The sequence below is a fragment of the Enterobacter sp. KB-280D8 genome (genome assembly GCF_041399405.1).
In the GTDB taxonomy this organism is placed as follows: Bacteria; Pseudomonadota; Gammaproteobacteria; order Enterobacterales; family Enterobacteriaceae; genus Enterobacter; species Enterobacter cloacae_N.
Map to the genome: position 1 here is coordinate 821,944 of NZ_JBGKEC010000001.1, position 25,058 is coordinate 847,001.

Genomic DNA, 25,058 nt, shown 5'->3' on the forward strand with positions numbered 1-25,058 from the left:
ATACAAACAGGATTTCCCGGCGATGCAATCATTACAACGTAAAGTTCTGCGCACTATCTGTCCCGATCAAAAAGGGCTGATCGCACGAATTACCAACATTTGCTACAAGCATGAACTGAATATCGTGCAGAACAACGAGTTCGTTGACCACCGTACCGGTCGCTTCTTCATGCGCACCGAGCTGGAAGGCATTTTCAACGACACCACCCTGCTGGCCGATCTGGACAGCGCGCTGCCGGAAGGTTCCGTGCGTGAGCTGAATCCAGCGGGCCGTCGTCGCATTGTGATTCTGGTGACAAAAGAGGCTCACTGCCTGGGCGATCTATTGATGAAGGCCAATTACGGTGGTCTGGACGTGGAAATCGCCGCTGTTATCGGTAACCACGAAACCCTGCGCACGCTGGTTGAGCGTTTTGATATTCCGTTTGAGCTGGTGAGCCATGAAGGCCATACCCGTGAAGAACACGACAACCTGATGGCTGCTGCCATTGAAGCGCATAACCCGGACTACGTGGTGCTGGCGAAATATATGCGCGTGCTGACGCCTTCCTTCGTGGCGCGTTTCCCGAACAAGATTATCAACATCCACCACTCGTTCCTGCCGGCCTTCATTGGCGCCCGCCCATACCATCAGGCGTACGAGCGAGGCGTGAAGATCATCGGCGCCACCGCGCACTACGTGAATGACAACCTGGACGAAGGCCCAATCATCATGCAGGACGTGATTCACGTGGATCACACCTATACCGCGGAAGATATGATGCGTGCCGGACGTGACGTTGAGAAGAACGTGTTGAGTCGTGCCCTGTATCAGGTGCTGGCGCAGCGTGTCTTTGTCTACGGTAACAGAACCATCATTCTTTAATCTTTCGGAAAATGAATTGATTAGCTTTGCGCCTTTACGGATAAAAAGCAGGCAAACAACTTCATTTCCCTAAAGGAATGCTTTACAGGGGCGTCTCATTTGATATGATGCGCCCCGCTTCCAGCAGGAAGCAGGCCAGTTAAAAGCATTACCCCGTGGTGGGGTTCCCGAGCGGCCAAAGGGAGCAGACTGTAAATCTGCCGTCATCGACTTCGAAGGTTCGAATCCTTCCCCCACCACCATCTCTCAGCACGACCTCAAAATTTGAATTACCCCTGGTGGGGTTCCCGAGCGGCCAAAGGGAGCAGACTGTAAATCTGCCGTCATCGACTTCGAAGGTTCGAATCCTTCCCCCACCACCATCACTTCCAAATGACCTTAAATTTTCTATTCGCACTGCGCATCATGTATTCCCATAACGGGGAATGATGAGAAGCTTCGATTCGAGCGTAGCGAGAAAGCGTTGCCGCAGGCAACGACCCGAAGGGCAAGGCGCAACGCGCCGAGTAATCCTTCCCCCACCACCATCGCTTTCAATAAAATCCAAACGTCATAACAAAACCGAACCGAATCTACCTTCGCAGGCCGGGTAAGGCGCAGCCGCCACCCGGCAACAGAAATCTACATCGGCGGCAACCGGCGCTTCACCGGCGAACTCTTCACAATCGACGTATTACACTGGGCATGCTCCGCCAGCCCGTCCAGCAGCGCATCCAGTTGCTCTATCGATCGCACCACCAGCCTAATCACAAAGCAGTCTTCCCCGGTCACCTTGTCGCTCTCAATACACTCCGGCATCGCCTGAATGTATTTATCCACCTTATGCAACAGCCCTGGCAGAGGCCGCACGCGCACCAGCGCCTGCAGCGTATACCCCAGCGCGGCCAGATTCACCCGCGCACCATATCCCTGAATCACGCCCCGCTCTTCCAGCCGCTTCAGACGTTCTGCCGTGCTGGGTGAGGTCAGACCGATGCGGCCACTGAGCACCTTCAAAGACATGCGCGCATCTTCAACCAGGCAGGATAAAATTTGCCGGTCGATATCATCAATAAGGTATTCCACTCGTTTCACCTAATTTTAAAAAGCAGTTAACACTTTCAACCTTATATCACCCCTGTAAAACCCGACAGCATTTTTCGACAATAGCGTCATTCAATCAGGAGGTGGATGATGCGCGATTTCCATAAAGGCGTCTGGCAAATGAGCCTGGCGATGTTAATTTCCGGCTCTATCGGGGCGTTTGTTTTGCTCAGCGGTCTGCCGGTAACGGAAGTGGTGTTCTGGCGCTGCCTTATTGGGGCAATGGCGCTTTTTATTTTTATCCGGGTAAGTCAAAAGCCCTTTAGTCCCCTTACCCGCACCACGCTGCTGCTGGCGATTCTCGGCGGTGTGGCTTTAGTAGTGAACTGGCTGCTGCTCTTCGCAGCCTATGAACGCATCTCTATTGGCCTCTCTACCGTGGTCTATAACACCCAGCCGTTTATGCTGGTCCTGATGGGGATGTTTTTAGGCGAGCGCGTCAGCCTGGTGAAATGGGGCTGGTTGTTCCTCGCCTTTGGCGGTGTGGTGATACTGCTCTCCAGCGAGCTGACCGGCGCGCATGGCAGTGAATGGCTCACCGGTATCGGTCTGGCCATGGCCGCGGCCTTCTTCTACGCGCTGACGGCAATCATTGCGCGCAAACTGAAAACCATCGCACCGCAGCATATTGCCTTTATTCAGGTGCTGACGGGCGTCGTGATGCTTCTGCCGTTTGCCAGCCTGCCGACTTTTTCCGGTGATTTCCCCTGGCCGATCCTGCTTACGCTCGGCATCGTCCATACCGGCATAATGTACCAGCTGCTGTATAGCGCGATTCAGAAGCTGCCTACCCCCATAACCGGTTCCCTGTCGTTTATCTATCCGGTGGTGGCGATTGTTGTCGATAATCTGGTGTTCGGACACTCGCTGAACCTGACGCAGCTGGCGGGCGGCGCGTTGATCCTGTTTGCTGCGGCGGGCAATAACCTGGGCTGGGGCGAAAAAAAACCCCGCGAATGCGGGGTTGGTATCAAAACGGCAAACTAGCGACGGGCGCGCACAATCTGGTATTTGCGCGTCAGGTACTCCACCGGCGCGCTCCAGATGTGCACCAGACGGGAGAACGGGAACAGCACAAACAGCGTCATCCCCAGCACCAGGTGAACGCGGAAGATAAACGCCACGCCGTCCAGGTGCTCAGACGCTCCGCCGTGGAAAGTCACCACGGACTGCGCCCAGCCCACCAGCTTCATCATCTCGCTGCCGTCCATATGCTGCGCCGAGAACGGAATGGTCAGCAGGCCCAGCGCGCACTGCACCATCAGCAGGGAGAGGATCAGGATGTCCGCTGCGGTAGTGGTCGCACGCACGCGCGGGCTGAACAGACGACGCTTCAGCAGCAGCAGGCCACCTACCAGGGTCATCACGCCGCAGGCACCGCCGGCGATCATCGCCATCTTCTGCTTCACCTCAATCGGCAGCCACGCTTCGTACATCCAGTGCGGCGTAAGCATCCCCAGGAAGTGACCGGCAAAAATCCCCAGGATCCCGATGTGGAACAGGTTAGACGCGACGTGCATCCCCTTACGATCCAGCATCTGGCTGGAGGCAGCACGCCAGGTGTACTGGCCGTAGTCATAGCGCAGCCAGCTTCCCACCAGGAACACGGTGCCCGCGATATACGGGTAAATGTCAAAGAAGAACATATTCAGGAAGTGCATTAGTGCCGTCCTCCGTTAGAGATATTCAAATATTGCGGGGCAACCGCCCCGGCAAAACGACGCTGGTGAGCCGAGATTTCAGACTCCCCGCAGTTCTGGTCAGCAAAGAATTTCACCTGTTCTTCTTCCCAGACCGCATCCAGCGCCTGCGGGGTATCGTCGCGGGCTTCATCCGCGATTTTCTCCGCCACTTTTTCACTGTCTACAGAGGCGTTAGCCAGCTTCACCAGCAGGTCGAACAGTACCGCGTAGCGGCTCTCGCGCTGCTGAAGACGCGCGCCGAGCAGCGCCAGAATCGGCGCGATGTCCTGCAGACCGCCCAGCGCCTCTTCTTTCGGCAGCTGTGCCAGATACTCAAGGTACAGCGGCAGGTGATCCGGCAGCTCGCGGCTGTCGAGCTGCAGGCCGTGCTGCTCGTACTGGGCCATCAGGTCAACCATCGCCTGACCGCGGTCGCGGGATTCCCCGTGAACATGTTCAAACAGCAGCAGCGACGTCGCGCGCCCGCGGTCAAACAGCTGGCTATAGTCCGCCTGGGCATCCAGAAGGTCGCGCGCCAGCAGATCGCGGAGGAAAACGCCAAGCCCCTGGGCGTCCTCTTTGTCCAGGTTTTCAGATGACGCGAGTGCATCAAAGAGTTCCTGCTGATGCTGCGCAAGCGCAGCATCCGGGTACTCGAGCAGACGCGAAACAATGACGAGTTCAATCATTGGTGCGGCTCCGTTTTGCTGGTCACATCCATAGCGTCGATGCGGCGGCTGTTGAACAGGTTGAATTTGCTGTCAGACCCGTGGCAACCGTCACCGAAGGTAAAGCCGCACCCGTTTTTCTCCGGGAAGGCCTCGCGGGCCAGCTCGCGGTGGCTGCTCGGCACCACGAAACGGTCTTCGTAGTTGGCAATCGCGAGGTAGCGGTACATCTCCTGCGCCTGCGCTTCAGTCAGGCCCACCTCTTCCAGCGCGCGAGTATCGTTAACGCCGTCAACGGTTTCCGCACGTTTGAAGTGACGCATCGCCAGCATACGTTTCAGCGCCAGCAGTACCGGCTGGGTATCCCCCGCGGTCAGCAGGTTAGCCAGGTACTGAACCGGGATACGCAGGCTTTCCACGTCCGGCAGAATGCCGTTGCTGCCCAGTTCGCCCGCGTCAGCGGCAGACTGAATCGGTGACAGCGGCGGCACATACCAGACCATCGGCAGGGTGCGGTATTCCGGGTGCAGCGGCAGGGCCAGCTTCCAGTCCATCGCCATTTTGTACACCGGAGACTGCTGCGCCGCATCAATCACGCTCTGCGGAATGCCGTCTTTCAGCGCCTGCTCAATCACCTTCGGATCGTTCGGATCGAGGAACACGTCCAGCTGACGCTGGTACAGATCTTTCTCGTTCTCGGTGCTCGCGGCATTTTCAATCGCGTCCGCGTCGTACAGCAGAACGCCGAGGTAGCGAATACGGCCCACGCAGCTCTCAGAGCAAACGGTCGGCATACCGGCTTCGATACGCGGGTAGCAGAAGATGCACTTCTCTGATTTACCACTCTTCCAGTTGAAGTAGATTTTTTTGTACGGGCAGCCGGTGATGCACATGCGCCAGCCGCGGCACTTGTCCTGGTCGATCAGCACGATGCCGTCTTCTTCACGCTTGTAGATGGCGCCGCTTGGGCAGGTCGCCACGCACGCCGGGTTGAGGCAGTGCTCGCACAGGCGCGGCAGATACATCATGAAGGTATTTTCGAACTGGCCGTACATCGCCTTCTGCATGTTCTCGAAGTTCTGGTCTTTGGCGCGTTTTTCGAACTCGCCGCCCAGAATTTCTTCCCAGTTAGGACCGCTGGTAATTTTGTCCATGCGCTTGCCGGTAATCAGCGAACGGGGACGGGCGATCGGCTGGTGTTTGCTTTCCGGCGCGTTGTGCAGGTTCTGGTAGTCGTAATCAAACGGCTCGTAGTAATCCTCGATGCCCGGCAGGTGCGGGTTAGCGAAGATTTTACCCAGCATCATCGCGCGGTTGCCCATGCGCGGCTGCAGCTTGCCGTTAATTTTACGGATCCAGCCGCCCTTCCACTTCTCCTGGTTTTCCCAGTCGGTCGGGAAGCCGGTGCCCGGCTTGCTTTCCACGTTGTTGAACCAGGCGTACTCCATACCTTCACGGCTGGTCCAGACGTTTTTACAGGTGACCGAGCAGGTGTGGCAGCCGATGCATTTATCCAGATTCAGCACCATGCCGACTTGTGAACGAATTTTCATTTTACGCTCTCCTGTACCTGGTCATTACCTTCGCCGTCTAACCAGTTAATATTCTTCATCTTACGTACCACCACGAACTCATCGCGGTTCGATCCTACGGTGCCGTAGTAGTTAAAGCCGTAGGCCAGCTGCGCATAGCCACCGATCATGTGGGTCGGCTTTGGCGTAATACGCGTCACGGAGTTGTGAATACCGCCGCGCTGCTCGGTAATTTCTGACCCCGGCAGGTTAACGATACGCTCCTGCGCGTGGTACATCATGGTCATCCCGGCCGGTACGCGCTGGCTCACCACCGCACGCGCCGTCAGGGCGCCGTTGCTGTTAAACACTTCGATCCAGTCGTTATCTTCGATACCCAGATCTTTGGCGTCCGTTTCGCTCATCCAGACAATCGGACCGCCGCGAGAAAGGGTCAGCATCAGCAGGTTGTCGCTGTAGGTGGAGTGGATACCCCACTTCTGGTGCGGCGTCAGGAAGTTCAGCGCTTTCTCCGGGTTACCGTTGGATTTCGCGCCCATCACCGCTTTCACGGAGCGGGTGTCGATTGGCGGACGATACACCAGCAGGCTTTCGCCGAAGTCGCGCATCCACTGGTGATCCTGATACAGCGACTGACGGCCGGACAGGGTGCGCCACGGGATAAGCTCGTGAACGTTGGTGTAGCCCGCGTTATAGGACACATGCTCATCTTCCAGACCTGACCAGGTCGGGCTGGAGATAATCTTGCGCGGCTGCGCCTGAATATCGCGGAAGCGGATTTTCTCTTCCTCTTTATTCGTCGCCAGATGCGTATGGTCGCGGCCGGTGAACTCGCTCAGTGCCGCCCAGGCTTTCACCGCCACGTGGCCGTTGGTTTCCGGGGCCAGGGTCAGGATCATCTCTGCCGCATCAATCGCCGTGTTCAGCATTGGCTGGCCTTTCGCCGGGCCGTCCGCTTTGGTGTAATTGAGCTTGCGCAGCAGGTCCATTTCGCTCTGGGTGTTCCAGGCGATCCCTTTCCCGCCGTTGCCGATTTTCTCCATCAGCGGGCCGATAGAGGTAAAGCGCTCGTAGGTTGCCGGGTAGTCGCGTTCAACCGGAATAATGTGCGGCGCGGTTACGCCCGGGATCAGGTCGCACTCGCCTTTTTTCCAGTCCTTCACGTCCAGCGGCTGCGCCAGCTCGGCGGCGGAGTCGTGCTGGATTGGCAGCGTCACCACGTCGGTCTCTTTGCCCAGGTGCCCCACGCAGACTTCGGAGAATTTCTTCGCGATGTCTTTGTAGATATCCCAGTCGCTTTTCGATTCCCAAGCCGGGTCAACGGCGGCAGACAGCGGATGAATAAACGGATGCATATCCGAGGTATTCATATCGTCTTTTTCGTACCAGGTCGCAGTTGGCAGCACAATGTCGGAGTACAGGCAGGTGCTGGACAGACGGAAGTCGAGGGTCACCACCAGATCCAGCTTGCCGTCGAGACCGTTATCTTTCCACTCCACCTCTTCCGGCTTCACGCCGCCCTGCTTGCCGAGATCTTTACCCTGAATACCGTTTTCGGTACCGAGCAGGTATTTCAGCATGTACTCGTGGCCTTTACCGGACGAGCCCAGCAGGTTGGAGCGCCAGATGAACAGGTTACGCGGATGGTTTTTACCGTTTTCAGGCTGTTCTGCCGCGAAGCGGATTGAGCCATCCTTCAATGATTTCACGGTGTAGTCCACCGGCGACATCCCCGCCTGCTTCGCCTCTTGTGCAATGCGCAGCGGGTTAGTGCCCAGCTGCGGCGCAGAAGGCAGCCAGCCCATACGCTCAGCGCGCACGTTGAAGTCAATCAGGTGGCCGCTGTAGCGGGATTTATCCGCCATCGGCGACAGCAGTTCCTGCGCGGTGACCGTTTCGTAGCGCCACTGGCTGGAGTGGTTATAGAAGTAGGAGGTGCTGTTCATGTGGCGTGCCGGACGCTGCCAGTCGAGGGCAAACGCCAGCGGCTGCCAGCCGGTCTGCGGGCGCAGTTTTTCCTGGCCCACGTAGTGCGCCCAGCCGCCGCCGCTCTGACCAACGCAGCCGCAGAAGATCAGCATGTTGATCAGACCGCGATAGTTCATATCGAGGTGATACCAGTGGTTCAGACCGGCGCCGACGATGATCATAGAGCGACCGTGGGTCTTGTCGGCGTTTTCCGCAAACTCGCGGGCAATACGAACGATCTGCGCGCGCGGTACGCCGGTGATCTGCTCCGCCCAGGCCGGGGTGTACGCCTTCACGTCGTCATAGCCGGTTGCGCAGTTTTCATCGTTCAGACCGCGCTCCAGGCCGTAGTTCGCCATGGTCAGGTCATAAACGGTGGTGACGAGTGCAGTTGAGCCGTCGGCCAGCTGCAGGCGCTTAACCGGCAGCTTGTGCATCAGAACGTTTTTCAGTTCGACCTTGTTAAAGTGCTCGGAACCTTCACCGCCAAAGTACGGGAAGCCGACCTCGGCAATCTCGTCCTGGCTGCCCAGCATGCTCAGACGCAGCTCCGTCTCTTCGCCGGTGGTGCCGTTGCGTTGCTCAAGATTCCACTTGCCCTTCTCTCCCCAGCGGAAGCCAATAGAGCCGTTTGGCACTACCAGCTCGCCGTTGCTGTTGTACGCAACGGTTTTCCACTCAGGGTTGTTTTCCTGGCCCAGCGAATCCACCAGATCGGCAGCGCGCAGCGTGCGGCCCGCGGCATAGTAGCCCTCACGCTCTTCCAGCATCACCAGCATCGGCATGTCGGTGTAGCGACGCACGTAGTCGGTAAAGTACTGGCTTGGCTTGTCGAGATGGAATTCACGCAGCATGACGTGGCCCATCGCCATCGCCATCGCGGCGTCGGTACCCTGTTTCGGCGCCAGCCACAGGTCGCACAGCTTGGCGATTTCGGCGTAGTCCGGGGTGACCGCAACGGTTTTGGTCCCTTTGTAACGAACTTCGGTAAAGAAGTGCGCGTCCGGGGTACGGGTCTGCGGTACGTTAGAGCCCCAGGCGATGATGTAGCTTGAGTTGTACCAGTCCGCGGATTCCGGCACATCGGTCTGCTCGCCCCAGGTTTGCGGAGACGCAGGCGGCAGGTCACAGTACCAGTCGTAGAAGCTCAGGCAGGTACCGCCGATAAGTGACAGATAGCGAGCCCCGGAGGCGTAAGAGACCATCGACATCGCCGGGATTGGCGAGAAGCCCGCCACGCGGTCAGGACCGTAGGTTTTGACGGTGTAGACGTTGGAGGCGGCAATCAGCTCGTTCACCTCTTTCCAGGAAGAGCGAACGAAGCCACCGCGACCGCGAGCCTGCTTGAAGCTTTTCGCTTTGTCGGCGTCCTCAATGATGGACGCCCAGGCATCCACCGGATCGCTGTGCTGCACTTTCGCTTCACGCCACATTTTCATCAGGCGCTTACGCATCAGAGGGTATTTCAGACGGTTAGCGCTGTAGAGATACCAGGAGTAGCTGGCGCCACGCGGGCAGCCGCGCGGTTCGTGGTTTGGCATATCCGGGCGGGTGCGCGGATAGTCGGTCTGCTGCATTTCCCAGGTCACCAGACCGTTTTTAACGAAAATCTTCCAGCTACATGAGCCAGTGCAGTTTACGCCGTGGGTAGAACGGACGACTTTGTCATGCTGCCAGCGCTGGCGGTAACCGTCTTCCCAGTCCCGGTTGGTATCCAGAACCTGGCCGTGCCCATCGGCAAACGTTTCACCCTTCTGTTTGAAGTAGCGAAACCGGTCCAAAAATTTGCTCATCGGGTATCTCCTGTATGGAGCCTGTGGCTCTCTAAATCGACATTGCTGATTTGCAGCGAAGGTAACGCCCTGAAAGAGGAGGAGAATTGATAACGATCAAGACGAAGAGGGACTTTAAAAGGAGGGGTTAGACTAAATACCACCAAAGCGGTATGTTTTTAAAATTAATAAATAAATGATTTATAAGGACATTTTTCATTCATCGTACAATAACCCAGGCAAAATTTAACATCTCAGGTATTAAGGGGTAGACCTGCCTGCAACGCGATGGCGATCACAATGTTACCCGCAGGCGACTGCTGTAAAAGCTTTTAGTATGTTGTAACTATTATTCGACCAAAAAAAACGCGGCCAGAAGGCCGCGAAAACGGATAATCACACTTACTTATTTTTCTTGGTATTACGGCCATATACCAGCCACGTAATCACAACGCAGGCGATATAGAAGACGAGGAAGACTTTCATGGCGCCTGCCGGAGAGCCGGTCAGGTCCAGCGAGATACCGAACGCTTTCGGGATAAAGAAGCCGCCAATGGCGCCAATCGCAGAGATAAAGCCCAGCGCCGCAGCCGTATCTGTCGCCGCTTCACGCATGGCCTGCTCTTCGCTTCCACCCTGTGCTTTCACGCGATCCATCGTCAGCTTGCGGAAGATCACGGAGATCATCTGGAAGGTGGAAGCACTCCCCAGTCCGGCGGTCAGGAACAGCACCATAAACACGGCGAAGAAGGCGATGAAGCTACCGCCCTGCCCGTCAGCAGGCAGCGTCAGGAACAGCAGCGCACAGAAGACCGCCATCACAATAAAGTTCACCAGCGTCACGCGGGTACCGCCCAGACGGTCAGAGATCATACCGCCCAGCGAGCGCGCCAGTGCGCCAATGAACGGGCCGAAGAAAGCGAACTGCAGGATCTGCACGTCCGGGAACTGGGTTTTCGACAGCATCGCAAAGCCCGCTGAGAAGCCGATAAACGAACCGAAGGTAGCCAGATACAGCAGCGCCATCACCCAGAGGTGTCCACGCTTCAGCACCGGCAGCTGCTCGCTCAAAGAGGCCTTTGACGCGCTCAGATCGTTCATAAAGAACCAGGCTGCCAGGGTGAAGACCACCAGGAACGGGACCCAAATCCAGGCCGCGTTCTGCAGGTAGAGGGAAGAACCATCCGCCTGCTCGACGCCACCGCCGCCGAAGGCGGCAAAAATAGAAACAGAGATCGCCAGCGGCGCAATCAGCTGCATCACGCTCACGCCCATGTTGCCCAGACCGCCGTTAATGCCCAGCGCGCCGCCCTGCTTCGCTTTCGGGAAGAAGAAGCTGATGTTCGCCATGCTGGAGGCAAAGTTAGCCCCCGCAAAACCGCACAGCAGGGAGATAATCACGAACACGCTGAACGGGGTGGAGGTATCCTGCACCGCGAAGCCAAGCCACACGCAAGGGACGATCATGATGCCCGTACTGAACGCCGTCCAGCGACGGCCGCCGAAGACCGGCACCATAAACGCGTATGGAACACGCAGCAGCGCGCCAGACAGCGACGGCAATGCGGTCAACATAAACAGCTGATCGGTCGTAAACGTAAACCCAACTTTCGGCAGGTTTACCGCGACCGCGCTAAACAACATCCATACGCAAAACGCTAAAAGCAGACACGGAACGGAAATCCACAGATTCCGGCTTGCTACACGATGGCCGCGCTGTTGCCAGAACGCCGGATCCTCTGGACGCCAGTCTGTAATAACGGCACCATTTTCCCTTTCGGGGGCGGATGAGTGACTCATAGACACCTCTGATTCTCGAATGATGCTGCAAACATTAGGGTTTTAGGGCGGCGGTAAGTTGATATAAATCAAAGGAAAAGTTCGGGGATTTGCGGCGAAAAAAAAGGGCTTATCCTTAGTGAGTAGAATAATTCGGTAAAAAAGACGTGGTTTTTCACTGTACTGACGGTTCCTTGCTACCACCGCTTCTTCGCCTATACTCCGTTGGCAATTTAGGGGTAATCCTTTATTGGTATGGGTATACTCCAGGGTATGCACCAGAATAACGCCATTCCTGCAAGCAGGCCACGTCAGGAGCCCGGCAACTCTATGTTAAAAAGATGTTTATCACCGCTGACTCTCGTGAATCAGTTAGCCCTGATTGTTTTGCTGTCTACCGCCCTTGGCGTGACTGGCATGGCGATTTCCGGCTGGCTGGTACAGGGAGTACAGGGTAATGCACATGCCATCAACGAGGCAGGCTCGCTACGCATGCAGAGTTATCGTCTGCTGGCGTCGGTTCCTCTGACGCAGGGCGATCGGCCCTTGATTGATGAAATGGAGCGCACGGCCTTCAGCCCTGAACTGGAAAACGCTGCCATCCGCGCCGGCCAGCAATCCCAGCTTAAAGCCCTGCAGGGCTACTGGCACACCCAGCTGGAACCCGGCCTGAAACAGGCGCGCAGCGCCGAAACCGTTGCGCAGGACGTAGCGGGTTTCGTATCCCGCATTGACTCGCTGGTCTCCTCTTTCGACCAAACCACCGAATTACGCATCGACCGGGTGGTGATGGTACACCGTGCCATGGCGCTGTTTATGGGCCTGCTGCTGATCTTCACCATTATCTGGCTCCGGGCGCGGCTGCTGAATCCGTGGAAACAGCTGCTGGCGATGGCGCGCGCCGTGACGAACAGAGATTTTACCCAGCGTACGCACATCAGCGGTCGCAACGAGATGGCCATGCTCGGCCAGGCACTGAACACCATGTCGGCGGAGCTCTCTGAAAGCTATGCGGTGCTGGAGCAGCGCGTGCAGGAAAAAACGGCCGGGCTGGAGCAGAAAAACGAAATCCTCTCCTTCCTTTGGCAGGCCAACCGTCGGCTGCACATGCAGGTGCCGCTATGTGAACGCCTTTCGCCGGTGCTGAACGGCTTGCAAAATCTGACCCTGCTGCATGACCTGGAGCTGCGGGTTTACGATGTGGAAGATGAAGATAATCATCAGGAGTTTACCTGTCAGTCCGACATGTCCTGCGATGATAAAGGCTGTCACCTGTGCCCGCGCGGCCTGCCGCTGCAGACTACTGGCGGAACTACCCTGAAGTGGCGGCTGACGGACAGCCATACCCAGTATGGTATTCTGTTGGCAACGCTGCCAGCCGGGCGTCATCTGAGCCATGACCAGCAGCAGCTGGTTGATACGCTGGTTGAACAGCTAACGGCCACGCTGGCGCTAGACCGACATCAGGAAAAGCAGCAGCAGCTGATCGTCATGGAAGAGCGCGCGACCATTGCCCGCGAGCTCCACGATTCTATCGCCCAGTCGCTCTCCTGTATGAAAATGCAGGTGAGCTGCCTGCAGATGCAGGACGCGGAGATGCCGGAAAGCAATAAACAGCTGCTGAGCCAGATCCGCAACGAGCTGAACACCTCCTGGGTACAGCTGCGCGAGCTGCTGACCACCTTCCGCCTGCAGCTGACCGAGCCGGGCCTGCGCCCGGCGCTGGAATCCAGCTGCCAGGAATTTAGCGCCCGGCTGGGCTTCCCGGTGAAGCTGGATTACCAGCTCCCCCCGCGGTTTGTCCCTTCCCATCAGGCGATTCATCTGCTGCAGATCGCCCGCGAAGCGCTGAGCAACGTGCTTAAACACGCTGAAGCGACGGCGGTTACGGTCACCGTCAGCCAGCACGCTAACCAGGTCAGGTTGACGGTTTACGACAACGGCCGCGGCGTGCCGGAAAACGCCGAACGCACTAACCACTACGGTTTAATCATTATGCGAGACCGCGCCCAAAGCCTGCGCGGTGATTGCCAGGTTCGCCGGAGAGAGACGGGGGGCACGGAAGTCGTGGTCACCTTCATTCCCGAAAAACCGCTTACAACTGCTCAAGGAGAAACCCATGACTAATCAGGAAACGGCATCCATCCTGTTGATCGACGACCATCCGATGCTGCGTACTGGCGTAAAACAGCTGGTCAGCATGGCACCCGATATTACCGTGGTTGGCGAAGCCAGCAACGGTGAACAGGGCATTGAGCTTGCCGAATCCCTCGATCCGGATCTTATCCTGCTCGATCTCAACATGCCCGGCATGAACGGTCTGGAAACGCTCGACAAGCTGCGCGAGAAATCCCTTTCCGGTCGCGTGGTGGTCTTTAGCGTCTCCAATCACGAAGAGGATGTGGTCACGGCGCTGAAGCGCGGCGCGGATGGCTATCTGCTGAAGGATATGGAGCCGGAAGACCTGCTGAAGGCGCTGCAGCAGGCGGCTGCAGGCGAGATGGTGCTGAGCGAGGCCCTGACGCCGGTGCTGGCCGCCAGCCTGCGGGCGAACCGCGCCACGTCTGACCGTGACGTCAGCCAGTTAACGCCGCGCGAACGCGATATTCTTAAACTGATCGCTCAGGGCCTGCCGAACAAAATGATCGCCCGCCGTCTGGATATCACCGAAAGCACGGTCAAAGTGCACGTGAAGCATATGCTGAAGAAAATGAAGCTAAAATCCCGCGTTGAAGCCGCGGTGTGGGTCCATCAGGAACGCATTTTTTAAGCATTACTCATCCGGCAGCAGCTTCCAGCGCGGGTCGTCGTCAGGTAATGCGGCCAGCGGCTGCACCACAGCAAGCGTGATCTCATTGGACGAGACGCGCTGGCCCTTCTCATCTTCCACCACCGCCGAAAGATGCCAACGGTTTGTCGACCCCTCGCCGTCATTCCAGGCCGGCATAATCACGCTCCAGCCGTCGGTGCTGTTACTTTTCCCCGGTGACGTCAGGCTTAAGGCCTGGGTATCACCCTGCCAGTGGATCTGGCGGATGCCGTGGGTGCTGCGCACCTGTAGCTTCAGCATAACGGTTTCGCCCCCCTTCAGGTCCCACGGCGGGGTTGCCAGCCAGACGGAGAGCGTTTTTCGCTGGCGGAACTCCATCACCGGCAGGCTGTTACGCTCCGGCGAGTCATAGCGGCTTCCGCGCAGGGATCGCGTGGCCGCAACCTCTCCGGCGGAGAGCTGCTTAACCAGCGGCACGCCGAAGCGATAGTTGAGCTTCAGCCCGAGGTTATTCTGGCTCTCTCCGCTTTCGCCCTGCTTATGCGCGGCGGTCAGTGTCACCAGCGGCACGGGGGTATAGTTAAGCCCGAGATTGACCGCTACCGGGTTGTGATAGCCAGTTCCGCTGTTGAAGAGGTCGACGTTGTCGCCAAAATACTGCTCGACGCTGACGCTGGTGTTCAGGTGATGAAACCACGGCAGCCAGGCTTTGGCGGTAACGTCATATCCCCGCGCCATGCGCTGCTCCTGGACGTCAGAGCTGTCGCGCCAGCTGGCAAAAGGCTGATAGTAGTTAGCCGACAGCCGCAGATTTTCTCCCCACACCTCCGCACCCAGCCCGGCACGCTGCAGGTTCTCATCCAGCAGGTTGTCGTAAAAGGTGTTGTAGCCCAGCAGCCATTTCCCGGCCACCCAGCGCTGGCCGATTCCGGCGTTACTGACCAGGCCATCCGTCTGCTGCGTCAGGCCGAGCTGGCTCCAGCTCAGATAACGGTTGTTATCGTTCCAGGGGATAAACCAGCTCCCGCTACTGCCGTTGAATTTGCCTTCATTATCCACGAGCAAATTGACGCTGGCATTCCCCCACGGTGACAGCCAGGATTCAATCTGCTGGTTCACCTCACCGCTCACCGCGTCGCGCACCTGACCAAAGGCAAACTGCCGCGCCTGCTCGCCCGTTGTCAGGCCGTTGTCGGTCATACTGGCTTCACCAAAGGCTTTCGCCATTTCGGCGAGATGCTTTTCCCCTTCCCCGGTTGGGGCCGCCATGCCGAGATCGGGCAGACTGTCCCCGTTGTTATCAAAGGGATTTTGTGCCTGCTGGATAAAGGAATTCGGAGCACCATGAACGGCTCCGGCAGTAACAAGGGAGAGTAAAACAAGCGTTCGGAAAGGGGGAGAAACAGTCATCAATGTCGTAAGAATTACCCGGTGCTTACGTAAGAACACCAGTTACCTTAACGCGATTTCTCCCCATTTGCAGCTTTAAGGGGAATTTTCCGGAATTTCCTGAAACATTGTTTTGAGCTCAGGCACGCACGAACCGCAGTTCGTTCCGCAGCGTAACCGCGCGCCCAGCATGGTTACGGAATCACACCCTCCGGCAATCGCTTCCCGTATCGCGTTTTCTCCCACACTGAAACAGCTGCAGATGATGCGCCCCGGATCGGCACTCTTCCCCGCGCCCTGCCCGTTCAGCAGCGCATGCCGCTCTGCGGGCGTCGAGGGTGGCGACTGAAATGCGGCGTCAATCACCGGGTGCGCCAGCTCGGGCAACGCGGTGCCTTCCCAGAAGCCGAGCATCAGATGGCCTTCGTGCCAGGCCAGCACGCTGCTGCGTTCCCCGGTTTGCGCAACCTGCAGCTGCCAGCCGCGCCCGCTGGCATAATCCATGACCCACGGGAGCAGCGGCTTATCACCTGCTATCGTCATTCGCGAGGGTTTACGCCACCAGTGAACCGAAGAGGGTATTTCCGGCCATTCCCGGGCATAGAGCTCCCCCTGCCAGCCGGGCTGCCAGGGCATGATTCTGACGGCGGTTTGTTTACTCTCCGGCTGGCCCGAAGCCGGATCGCAGCGCCCTTCCACCAGCGCGTTCACCTTACCCTGGCGGGCAAACTCAGCGTTCCAGTGCATCGGGGCAAATGCTTCGCCTTCCCGTATTCCATCGTTGATTCGCACTCTGGCAACCATGACGCCGCGCGGGGAATTGATGCGCGCCAGCTGGCCGTCACACAGGGCAAATCGGATCGCGTCTGCGGCGCAGACCTCAACAAACGGCTCCGCGATATGCTGCATCAGACGGGGTACGTATCCTGTCCGGGTCATGGTGTGCCACTGGTCGCGGATGCGCCCGGAGTTAAGGATCAGCGGGTAGAGCGCGGTGGTCGTTGCGCCGTGCGGCAGCGGCTCGACCGGCACCAGGTTTCGGCGCGGGAAATCCCCCGTTCGCCATTGATAAGGTTCAAGTCGCTCCCACGCTTCACGGGTTAGCCCGGCCAGCTCATGCAGGTTCAATGCCCGCGCGCCGTCGTTTTCAAAGGCTGTAAGCGCCGCATGCTCGCAAAAAATGTCGTGCGGATGATCCCAGGCAAAAGCCTCGCCGTAGCCCAGCCGTTTTGCAATCTGAGCCACGATCCACCAGTCAGGCTTCGCTTCGCCCGGCGCGGGCAGAAACGCACGCTGGCGCGAAATACGCCGCTCGGAATTGGTCACCGTGCCGTCCTTCTCCCCCCAGCCCAGCGCCGGAAAACGGATATGGGCAAACCGGCTGGTGTCGGTATCTTTCATCACCTCAGAGACTATCACCAGCGGGCAGCCTGCCAGCGCCTGACACACCGCGTGGCTGTCCGGCAGCGACACGGCAGGGTTGGTGCCCATGATCCACACCGCCTTCACCTCGCCGCGGGCGATGGCGTCAAACAACTCCACCGCCATCAGGCCCGGCGTCTGCGCCAGCCGTTCCGTTCCCCAGAAACGCGCCACCCGAGAGAGATCGTCCAGCTCGAAGTTCATATGCGCCGCCAGCTGGTTCGCCAGCCCGCCCACTTCGCGACCGCCCATGGCGTTTGGCTGTCCGGTCAGCGAAAACGGGCCGCAGCCCGGACGGTTAAATTTCCCGCTGGCAAGATGAACGTTAATGATGGCGCTGCACTTGTCGCTGCCGCTGGTGGACTGGTTGATCCCCATGGTGTAGAGCGTTATCGCCCGCGGCGCGGTGACAAACCAGTCATAAAAAGTCCCCACTTTCTCTGAAGGAAGGTCGCAAAACGCCGCCACGCGGGCAACCGGCCACTCATCGGTGCCCTGAATCAGATTGAGCAACCCCACAAACAGCCCGGCGTCGCTGCCGGGTTTAAGCGCCAGATGCAGGTCGGCAATATCGCAGGTAGCGGTTTTACACGGGTCAATCACCACCACCTTCATCTGCGGGTTGTTATGCTTTGCCTGCACCAGGCGCTGATAGAGCACCGGATGCGTCCAGGCCGCGTTCGAGCCAGCCAGCACCACCAGATCGCTGTTTTCCACATCCTCATAGCTGCACGGCACCACGTCTTCGCCGAAGGCACGCTTGTAGCCCACCACCGCCGAGGACATGCAGAGCCGGGAGTTGGTATCAATGTTCGCCGCGCCGATAAACCCTTTCATCAGCTTGTTGGCGGCATAGTAATCCTCGGTTAACAGCTGGCCGGAGGCGTAAAACGCCACCGCCTGCGGCCCCCATGTGTCGACGATCTCCCGCAGCCGCTCACCCGCCGCGTTCAGCGCCTGCGCCCAGTCAACCTCAAGTCCGTCGACAACGGGGCGCAAAAGCCGCCCCTGCAAACCCGTCGTCTCCCCCAGGGCTGCTCCTTTCACGCACAGGCGGCCAAAGTTCGCAGGATGGGTTTCATCCCCGCGAACGCTGACCGCGCCATCCTCCACGCTGGCGACCACGCCGCAGCCTACCCCGCAGTAGGGGCACGTTGTCCGGGTATCCGTCATGAGGCCTCCGCACGCATTACCAGCTCTTCGTTTCCGACCCACACCTTGCCGTTTTCAATTTTTACCGGCCAGGCGCGCACCGCGGGTTCACCGTTCTCCACCTGACAACCGTCGCGCAGACGAATGCGCTGCTTGTAGAGCGGGGAAATTACCACCGGCTCGCCCGCCGCATCGCCAAGGATGCCGCGCGAAAGCACGTTCGCGCTGCTGCCCGGCTCCAGATCGTCCAGGGCATAAACGGACGTTCCAAAGCGGAACAGCGCAATCGGTTTTCGGCCAAGCCGCGCGCCGATGCCCGCCTGCTCCGGGATATCGTCAATGCCGCAGATCTCCTGCCAGCGCTTGCTTTCGTCCGACGGTGCGTGGTTCACCGCGGTGCGGAACAGCGCCAGGCGATCAGGATCGTTGAGAGTGGTTTGCCACTCGCACTGGTACGTCTCTACTACCCGGGCCATCTCCTGCTCCAGCTCGTGGGCGATGCCGAGGCTGTCGTTGAGGATCACCTCCCGCAGATAGTCGAGGCCGCCCTCCAGGTTGTCCATCCAGGTGCTGGTGCGCTGCAGGCGATCCGCCGTGCGGATGTAAAACATCAGGAAACGGTCGACGGTGCGGATCAGCGTTTCGTCGTCCAGATCGCTGGCGAAGAGATCCGCATGACGCGGCTTCATGCCGCCGTTGCCGCACAGATAGAGGTTCCAGCCTTTGTCCGTGGCAATCACCCCCACGTCTTTGCTCTGCGCCTCCGCGCACTCGCGGGTGCAGCCGGAAACCGCCATTTTGATTTTGTGCGGCGCGCGCAGGCCCTTGTAGCGGTGTTCCAGCCGTACCGCCAGGCCGGTGGAGTCCTGCACGCCGTAGCGGCACCAGGTCGACCCAACGCAGGATTTCACCGTGCGCAGGGATTTCCCGTAGGCGTGCCCGGTTTCAAACCCGGCCTCCACCAGCGCCTGCCAGATTTCCGGCAGCTGTTCCAGAGTGGCGCCAAACAGGTCGATACGCTGCCCGCCGGTGATTTTGCTGTACAGGCCGTAGCGTTTGGCAATCTGACCGATAGCAATCAGCCCGTCTGCCGTCACTTCCCCTGCGGGCATGCGCGGCACGATGGAATACGTTCCGTCTTTCTGGATGTTGGCGAAGTAGCGGTCGTTAGTGTCCTGCAGCGGCAGATGCGCCGGCTTGAGCAGGTACTCGTTCCAGCAGGAGGCCAGCACCGACCCCACCAGCGGCTTACAGATTTCGCACCCGTGGCCCTGACCGTAGCGGCTGATGAGCTGGTCGAAGGTATGGATATGGTTGACGCGCACGAGGTGGTAAATCTCCTGACGCGAGTACGGGAAGTGTTCGCAGATATCCTTTTTCACCTCCACGCCCTGCTCGGCAAGCTGGAACTCCATCACCTGCTTCACCAGCGCGCTGCAGCCCCCGCAGCCGGTCGCTGCTTTGGTGCACTGCTTAACGGCGCCGATATCCGCTGCGCCCGCGCTCACCGCCCGGCAGATATCGCCTTTACTGACGTTATGACACGAACAGATCTGCGCGCTTTCCGGGAGCGCCGCCACGCCCAGCGCTTTCGGCGCGCTGCCTGACAATGCGGGTAAAATCAGTGTTTCCGGCTCTTTCGGCAGGCTGATGCCGTTAAGCATCATCTGCACCAGCGTGGCGTATTCGCTGGCATCACCCACCAGCACGCCGCCCAGCAGCGTTTTGCCGTCGTGGCTGACCACAATTTTCTTGTAGATTTGCTGCGGGCCGTGCGTCCACTGGTAGCTTAGCGCTCCCGGCGTGCGCCCGTGGGCATCGCCAAAGGACGCCACGTCCACGCCGAGCAGCTTGAGCTTAGTGCTCATATCTGCCCCGGTGAAGGTTTTATCTTCGCCCGCGAGCGCGGCGGCGGCCACGCGCGCCATCTGGTAGCCCGGCGCCACCAGGCCGAAGATTTTCCCTTCCCACAGCGCGCACTCGCCGATGGCCAGCACGTCCGGATCGGAGGTCCGGCAGCCGTCATCAATGCAGATCCCGCCGCGCTCGCCGACAGCCAGCCCGCCGCTGCGTGCCAGCGCGTCCTGCGGACGAATGCCGGCAGAAAAGACCACCATGTCTGTTTCCAGCTGTTCACCATCGGCGAAGCGCAGCACCAGTCCGTCGTCCGCGGTGGCAATCTCCGTCGTCACTTTACTGGTATGAACGCCGACGCCCAGCGCCTCGATTTTCCTGCGCAGCATCGCCGCGCCGTCGTTGTCGAGCTGCACCGCCATCAGGTTGGGCGCAAACTCCACCACATGGGTTTCCAGCCCGAGCTGCCGGAGGGCATTCGCCGCCTCCAGCCCGAGCAGGCCGCCGCCAATCACCACCCCGCGGCGCGAGCCCGCGGCGTGGGCCGCAATGTTGTCCAGGTCGTCAAGGGTGCGGTAGACAAAGCAGCCCGGCAGATCGTTGCCCGGCACGGGCGGGACGAACGGGTATGAGCCGGTCGCCAGCACCAGTTTATCCCAGTGCGTTTCATGCCCGCTGGCGGTACATACCACGCGCGCGTCGCGGTCGACAGCGACGATCTGCTGCGACAGGCGCAGCTCAATGCCGTTGTTGGCAAAGAAATCCCCTGCCACCAGCGAGAGCGACGCCGCGCTGCGTCCGCCAAAATATTCCGAGAGATGCACGCGATCGTAGGCCGCATAGCGCTCCTCGCCAAAGACAACGATCTGATACTGCTGATGCAGATTGCGGTTAACGCAGTCTTCGAGGAAATGATGGCCGACCATACCGTGCCCAACCACCACCAGAGTAGGTTTTGTCATAGCGTTCTGTCCTGCAACCTGCGGTTGCGTAGTGAAACGATCGAATAGCCAGTCCGCGTGGGCGGGCACAGCCGTTGCCAGTAAATCGGTAAATGTTGCCGCGCTGCGGCAGTCGCCCATCAGCAGCACGCCAGCCAGCGCCCCCTGATGAATAAGTAAACGCCGATAGTGGCGGGTCAGCGGATCCCATGAACTCCAGACCACATCGCTCTCCAGCGCTTCCGCACGCCCGAGGCTGAACAGCTCCACGCCGGTCACCTTGAGGCGCATGCCGTTGTCGGTCAGGGCAAACGGCGCGGTAACGTCCCCGGCCAGCCGCGCGGCGAGAATATCCGCCTGCGCCAGGCAGGGGGCGACCAGGCCAAACGTCTGGCCGTCAATCTCACAGCACTCGCCAATGGCGTAGACGTTCGGCCTGGAAGTCCGCATCTGGTGATCCACCACGATGCCGCGCGCGCAGCAAATGCCGCTGGCCTGCGCCAGCGCGACGTTGGGCTGCACACCGGTCGCCAGCACCACACGCGCGGCGGTGACGCGGCGTCCGTTCAGCAGCGTCACGCTATTCCCGTCAATTGCCGCGATACCGGAGGCGAGTTCACAGCTAACGCCCCGCGCCGCCAGCGCCTCTTCCAGCAGCATTCCCGCCTGCTGGTCCAGTTGCTGCTCCATCAGCCACGGACCGCGATGAACGAGCGTGACGTTGTCACCTGAACGCGCTAACGCTGCCGCCGTCTCTACGCCGAGCACGCCGCCCCCCAGCACCACCGCCGGACCGGCGATCGCCTGAATGGCCCGGGTATCCTCCAGGGTACGGAACGTGAAGACATGCGGCGCATCACCGCCAGGGATCGGCGGCACAAAGGGCGTTGACCCGGTAGCAAATACCAGCGCATCCCAGCCCAGCGTGCGGGCGGTGGTTTGCACTTCCCGCGCGTCCAGGTCCACAGCGAGCGCCTTTTCGCCGCAAAGCACCGTTACGCCCCGCTCCTGGTACCAGCGGTCATCCTGAAGGCAGATGCCCGCAGCCGTTTTTTCACCGCCCAGCACCGGCGAAAGCTGGATGCGGTTATAGGCATGCACCGGCTCATCACCGATGACGGTCATAGCGAACCGACCGGAAGCACGCCCGGTGAGCGAAGCAATCAGCCGGGTTGCCGCCATGCCATTCCCGATAATGACCAGTCGCATCAAAGCCCCCTCGCTACGCCGCTTTCGGCTGTTTTTCGTAGAGGAAATGAAGGATCTGCTGACGCATGTGGTGATAGCGGCTATCGTCCGCCAGCTGAACCCGGTTGCGCGGACGCGGCAGGTCTACGCGTAGGATCTCCCCGACGGTTGCCGCCGGGCCGTTGGTCATCATCAGCACGCGATCGGAAAGCAGCACCGCCTCGTCCACGTCGTGGGTAATGAGCACGATGGTGGTGTTCAGCGCCTGCTGGATCTGCATCACCGAGTCCTGCAGGTGGGCGCGCGTCAGCGCATCCAGCGCGCCGAACGGCTCATCCATCAGCAGCACTTTCGGCTTCATCGCCAGCGCGCGGGCAATGCCGACGCGCTGCTTCATGCCGCCGGAGATCTCCCCCGGACGCTTGTGCAGCGCGTGGCCCATCTGCACGCGGTCAAGGTTGTGCTCTATCCACGCTTTGCGCTCGGCCTTGCTCATGGTGTGGCGGAACACCTGATCCACCGCCAGCGCCACGTTGTCGAAACAGGTCAGCCACGGCAGCAGCGAATGGTTCTGGAACACCACCGCGCGCTCGGGCCCCGGCCCGGCGATTTCGCGGTTGTCGCAAATCAGCCCGCCTTCCGTCGGCAGCGTAATGCCGGCGATGAGATTCAGCAGCGTTGATTTGCCGCAGCCGGAGTGGCCGATCAGGCTGACGGTTTCGCCCTCGTGGATATCAAAAGAGACGTTTTGCAGCGCCAGAAACTCGCCGCTGGCGGTGGAAAAACGCTGGCTCACGGCCTGGACCTGAATTAATGGTTTCATGTTCGCTCCTTATTTTTCCTGCCAGCTAAAGCGACGGGCGATCAGCATCAGCCCCTGCTCCAGCAGCAGCCCGACCACGCCAATGATGACGATGGCGATGAGAATGTTTTCGACGTTGAGGTTGTTCCACTCGTTCCAGATCCAGAAGCCGATGCCGAGGCCTCCGGTGAGCATCTCGGCGGCGACAATCACCAGCCAGGCGATGCCGATGGAGAGGCGCACCCCGGTCAGTACAGCGGGCAGCACCGCCGGAAAAAGAATGCGGCGCATGATGGTCCACTCGGAAAGCTGCAATACGCGGGCGACGTTGAGGTAATCCTGCGGAATGCGGCGCACGCCTTCGGCGGTGTTGATGACCATCGGCCAGATGGAGCAGATAAAAATGGTCCAGCTCGACGCGGGCTCCGCCTTCTGGAACAGCAGCAGGCCGATGGGCAGCCAGGCCAGCGGGCTGACCGGGCGCAGAAGCGCAATCAGCGGGTTAAACATGCGCGCGAAAAAGGTGAAGCGACCAATCAAAAAACCCAGCGGTATGCCCGCCAGCGCCGCCAGGCCAAAGCCGATGGCAACGCGCTGCAGTGAAGCAAGCACGTTCCAGCCAATGCCCATATCGTTAGGCCCGTCGCGATAAAACGGATCGGCGAAAAGGGTAATAGCGGAATCAAGCGTGCTGAGCGGCGTCGGGAAACCTTTGCTGTTTATCGCTGCCAACTGCCAGAGCACCACCAGCAGCCCGAGACCGAGCAGAGCCGGAATCACGCGCTGTAAAAAATCGTTCATCCGGCGCGCAAATGCGGGCGTGCGGCGGCGAACCTGTACCGGAGGCAGGACAATCACTTCCCCGCTCTCTGACGTCTGTTGTGGTTTCGTATTTTGCAGATGCGGCATAATCAGGCCCCTTTACGGTGAATGGCGAAACGGCTGGCGTACCCTTCCGGATCGGTGCCGTTCCAGACGGTGCCGTCCATCAGCGTGCTGCTGCGGAACGGTGATGACGGCGTGGACACGCCCCCGACGGCGGTGGCGGCATCCTGCCAGACCGCGGTCTGGTTAATGCGCTGCGCGATGCCCGCATAGTCCGGCGCGGCTTTGAGCAAGCCCCAGCGGCGGAACTGGGTTAAGAACCACATACCGTCGGAATGGTACGGGTAGCTGACGGCCCCCTCGTTGAAAAAGCGGATCGGGTGTGCGTCCTGCCAGCGCCGGCCCAGGCCGTTGTCGTATTCGCCGAGCATGCGCCCGGTGAGATACTGTTCTTTGCAGTTGAGCCACGCCCGGCGGGAGAGGATCTGCGCGGTTTCGCGTTTGTTTTCCGGGGATGCCTCGATCCAGCGCGCGGCCTCCAGCACCGCGCTCACCAGCGCCCGCGCGGTATGCGGATTTTTCTCCACCCAGTCACGGCGCGTACCGAGGATTTTTTCCGGATGATCGGCCCAGATGGACTGCGACGTGGCGGCGGTAAAACCGATGCGGTCGTTAATCGCCCGCGCGTTCCACGGCTCGCCGACGCAGAAGCCCACCATGTTGCCAATGCGCATGTTCATCACCATCTGCGGCGGCGGCACGACCACCGTGCGCACGTCGTCAAAGGGGTTAATGCCCACGCTGGCCAGCCAGTAGTAGAGCCACATGGCGTGCGTCCCGGTCGGGAAGGTGTGCGCGAAGGTATAGGTTCCCGGCGCTTGCTGCCCGATCAGCGTTTTCAGCCCATCGAGATCGCGAACGCCCTTCTCTGCCAGATCGCTGGAGAGCGTAATGGCCTGACCGTTCTGGTTGAGCGTCATCAGGTTCGCCATCTGCTGTGGCTTGCCGGCGATGCCCAGTTCCAGGCCGTACAGCAGGCCGTAAAGAATGTGTGCGGCATCAAGTTCCCCCGCCACCAGCTTGTCGCGCACCGCCGCCCAGCTCGCCTCTTTGGTGGGAACAAGGGTGATACCGTATTTTTTATCAAAGCCTTTCAGGGCTGCGATAACCACCGGCGCGCAGTCGGTCAGCGGGATAAACCCGACGCGCACCGTCTCCTGTTCCGGTTTATCCGAGCCTGCCGCCCAGGCGGCCTGCATTACACCCGGTAACAGCACTGCGCCACTCGCCAGCATGCTGGCCTGCAAAAATCGCCGTCTCGACAAATCCGCCATAACCGCTCCCGAAAAAAAGCCAAAAAAAAGCG

General features: G+C 59.5%; 16 protein-coding genes, 2 tRNA genes and 1 other RNA gene. 7 read left to right on the top strand and 12 right to left on the bottom strand.

Annotation, left to right across the window (positions count from 1 at the left end):
• Positions 1-22 precede the first annotated feature (22 nt).
• From purU to AB8818_RS03960, 4 genes are all read left to right on the top strand, one after another.
• Positions 23-865: a formyltetrahydrofolate deformylase gene (purU, locus tag AB8818_RS03945; RefSeq protein WP_003856715.1), complete on the top strand. Its 843-nt coding sequence runs from the start codon at positions 23-25 to the stop codon at positions 863-865.
• Between the two features lie 157 nt (positions 866-1,022).
• Positions 1,023-1,107 (top strand) — tRNA-Tyr (locus AB8818_RS03950).
• A gap of 35 nt (positions 1,108-1,142) precedes the next feature.
• Positions 1,143-1,227, top strand: a tRNA-Tyr gene (locus tag AB8818_RS03955).
• Positions 1,228-1,272: 45 nt separating this feature from the next.
• A non-coding RNA gene (locus tag AB8818_RS03960) (RtT sRNA) lies at positions 1,273-1,392 on the top strand.
• A 94-nt stretch (positions 1,393-1,486) separates the two neighbouring features.
• On the opposite strand, the gene AB8818_RS03965 is transcribed toward AB8818_RS03960, so the two are convergent.
• Positions 1,487-1,930, bottom strand: a complete 444-nt coding sequence (locus AB8818_RS03965) for an Lrp/AsnC family transcriptional regulator (protein ID WP_028013440.1) — start codon at positions 1,928-1,930, stop codon at positions 1,487-1,489.
• Positions 1,931-2,038: 108 nt separating this feature from the next.
• On the opposite strand from AB8818_RS03965, the gene AB8818_RS03970 reads away from it, so the two are divergent.
• A complete protein-coding gene (locus AB8818_RS03970) occupies positions 2,039-2,935 on the top strand; it encodes a DMT family transporter (protein WP_192985109.1) in 897 nt (298 codons plus the stop codon).
• Here the strand turns inward: AB8818_RS03970 and narI are convergent.
• The 5 genes from narI to AB8818_RS03995 all read right to left on the bottom strand — a co-directional run bounded on the left by narI (position 2,932) and on the right by AB8818_RS03995 (position 11,370).
• On the bottom strand, positions 2,932-3,609 hold the full coding sequence (narI, locus tag AB8818_RS03975; protein WP_021240339.1) for a respiratory nitrate reductase subunit gamma: 678 nt from the start codon (positions 3,607-3,609) through the stop codon (positions 2,932-2,934). The two genes, AB8818_RS03970 and narI, sit on opposite strands and share 4 nt — an antisense overlap.
• Positions 3,609-4,319: a nitrate reductase molybdenum cofactor assembly chaperone gene (gene narJ / locus AB8818_RS03980; RefSeq protein ID WP_192985103.1), complete on the bottom strand. Its 711-nt coding sequence runs from the start codon at positions 4,317-4,319 to the stop codon at positions 3,609-3,611. Before narJ ends, narI begins: the two co-directional genes overlap by 1 nt.
• Positions 4,316-5,851, bottom strand: a complete 1,536-nt coding sequence (gene narH, locus AB8818_RS03985; RefSeq protein ID WP_192985101.1) for a nitrate reductase subunit beta — start codon at positions 5,849-5,851, stop codon at positions 4,316-4,318. The genes narJ and narH overlap by 4 nt, the downstream gene beginning before the upstream one ends.
• Positions 5,848-9,591: a nitrate reductase subunit alpha gene (locus tag AB8818_RS03990; protein ID WP_116339398.1), complete on the bottom strand. Its 3,744-nt coding sequence runs from the start codon at positions 9,589-9,591 to the stop codon at positions 5,848-5,850. Before AB8818_RS03990 ends, narH begins: the two co-directional genes overlap by 4 nt.
• 381 nt (positions 9,592-9,972) lie before the next feature.
• The gene (locus AB8818_RS03995) at positions 9,973-11,370 is read right to left on the bottom strand and encodes a NarK family nitrate/nitrite MFS transporter (RefSeq protein ID WP_116339396.1); all 1,398 of its coding nucleotides are present in this window, start codon (positions 11,368-11,370) and stop codon (positions 9,973-9,975) included.
• Between the two features lie 309 nt (positions 11,371-11,679).
• Between AB8818_RS03995 and narX the strand changes: the two genes are divergently transcribed.
• Both narX and narL read left to right on the top strand, forming a co-directional pair.
• Positions 11,680-13,476: a nitrate/nitrite two-component system sensor histidine kinase NarX gene (narX, locus tag AB8818_RS04000; RefSeq protein ID WP_192985099.1), complete on the top strand. Its 1,797-nt coding sequence runs from the start codon at positions 11,680-11,682 to the stop codon at positions 13,474-13,476.
• Positions 13,469-14,119, top strand: coding sequence for a two-component system response regulator NarL (gene narL / locus AB8818_RS04005; protein WP_371199776.1), 651 nt, complete (start codon positions 13,469-13,471; stop codon positions 14,117-14,119). Before narX ends, narL begins: the two co-directional genes overlap by 8 nt.
• Before the next feature lie 3 nt (positions 14,120-14,122).
• On the opposite strand, the gene AB8818_RS04010 is transcribed toward narL, so the two are convergent.
• From AB8818_RS04010 to AB8818_RS04035, 6 genes are all read right to left on the bottom strand, one after another.
• Positions 14,123-15,529 carry a YchO/YchP family invasin gene (locus AB8818_RS04010; protein WP_116341100.1) on the bottom strand — a complete coding sequence of 469 codons (1,407 nt, stop codon included), beginning with the start codon at positions 15,527-15,529 and terminating at the stop codon, positions 14,123-14,125.
• Between the two features lie 75 nt (positions 15,530-15,604).
• A complete protein-coding gene (locus tag AB8818_RS04015) occupies positions 15,605-18,103 on the bottom strand; it encodes a nitrate reductase (RefSeq protein ID WP_316387190.1) in 2,499 nt (832 codons plus the stop codon).
• The gene (nirB, locus tag AB8818_RS04020) at positions 18,100-22,086 is read right to left on the bottom strand and encodes a nitrite reductase large subunit NirB (protein WP_371199777.1); all 3,987 of its coding nucleotides are present in this window, start codon (positions 22,084-22,086) and stop codon (positions 18,100-18,102) included. Before nirB ends, AB8818_RS04015 begins: the two co-directional genes overlap by 4 nt.
• Positions 22,087-22,099: 13 nt before the next feature.
• Positions 22,100-22,888, bottom strand: a complete 789-nt coding sequence (locus AB8818_RS04025) for an ABC transporter ATP-binding protein (RefSeq protein ID WP_015570359.1) — start codon at positions 22,886-22,888, stop codon at positions 22,100-22,102.
• A 9-nt stretch (positions 22,889-22,897) separates the two neighbouring features.
• Positions 22,898-23,776, bottom strand: a complete 879-nt coding sequence (gene ntrB / locus AB8818_RS04030; RefSeq protein ID WP_163329943.1) for a nitrate ABC transporter permease — start codon at positions 23,774-23,776, stop codon at positions 22,898-22,900.
• Positions 23,777-23,778: 2 nt separating this feature from the next.
• A complete protein-coding gene (locus AB8818_RS04035) occupies positions 23,779-25,026 on the bottom strand; it encodes a CmpA/NrtA family ABC transporter substrate-binding protein (RefSeq protein ID WP_163329942.1) in 1,248 nt (415 codons plus the stop codon).
• Positions 25,027-25,058: the final 32 nt, after the last annotated feature.

What these genes read in the sequence shown, in the direction of transcription:
- narH (WP_192985101.1), bottom strand. Translation starts at nt 5,851, where the DNA reads ATGAAAATTCGTTCACAAGTCGGCATGGTGCTGAATCTGGATAAATGC.
- ntrB (WP_163329943.1), bottom strand. Translation starts at nt 23,776, where the DNA reads ATGCCGCATCTGCAAAATACGAAACCACAACAGACGTCAGAGAGCGGG.
- AB8818_RS04015 (WP_316387190.1), bottom strand. Translation starts at nt 18,103, where the DNA reads ATGACGGATACCCGGACAACGTGCCCCTACTGCGGGGTAGGCTGCGGC.
- narJ (WP_192985103.1), bottom strand. Translation starts at nt 4,319, where the DNA reads ATGATTGAACTCGTCATTGTTTCGCGTCTGCTCGAGTACCCGGATGCT.
- AB8818_RS03990 (WP_116339398.1), bottom strand. Translation starts at nt 9,591, where the DNA reads ATGAGCAAATTTTTGGACCGGTTTCGCTACTTCAAACAGAAGGGTGAA.
- AB8818_RS03970 (WP_192985109.1), top strand. Translation starts at nt 2,039, where the DNA reads ATGCGCGATTTCCATAAAGGCGTCTGGCAAATGAGCCTGGCGATGTTA.
- purU (WP_003856715.1), top strand. Translation starts at nt 23, where the DNA reads ATGCAATCATTACAACGTAAAGTTCTGCGCACTATCTGTCCCGATCAA.
- AB8818_RS04010 (WP_116341100.1), bottom strand. Translation starts at nt 15,529, where the DNA reads ATGACTGTTTCTCCCCCTTTCCGAACGCTTGTTTTACTCTCCCTTGTT.
- narL (WP_371199776.1), top strand. Translation starts at nt 13,469, where the DNA reads ATGACTAATCAGGAAACGGCATCCATCCTGTTGATCGACGACCATCCG.
- AB8818_RS04025 (WP_015570359.1), bottom strand. Translation starts at nt 22,888, where the DNA reads ATGAAACCATTAATTCAGGTCCAGGCCGTGAGCCAGCGTTTTTCCACC.
- AB8818_RS04035 (WP_163329942.1), bottom strand. Translation starts at nt 25,026, where the DNA reads ATGGCGGATTTGTCGAGACGGCGATTTTTGCAGGCCAGCATGCTGGCG.
- narX (WP_192985099.1), top strand. Translation starts at nt 11,680, where the DNA reads ATGTTAAAAAGATGTTTATCACCGCTGACTCTCGTGAATCAGTTAGCC.
- AB8818_RS03995 (WP_116339396.1), bottom strand. Translation starts at nt 11,370, where the DNA reads ATGAGTCACTCATCCGCCCCCGAAAGGGAAAATGGTGCCGTTATTACA.
- narI (WP_021240339.1), bottom strand. Translation starts at nt 3,609, where the DNA reads ATGCACTTCCTGAATATGTTCTTCTTTGACATTTACCCGTATATCGCG.
- nirB (WP_371199777.1), bottom strand. Translation starts at nt 22,086, where the DNA reads ATGCGACTGGTCATTATCGGGAATGGCATGGCGGCAACCCGGCTGATT.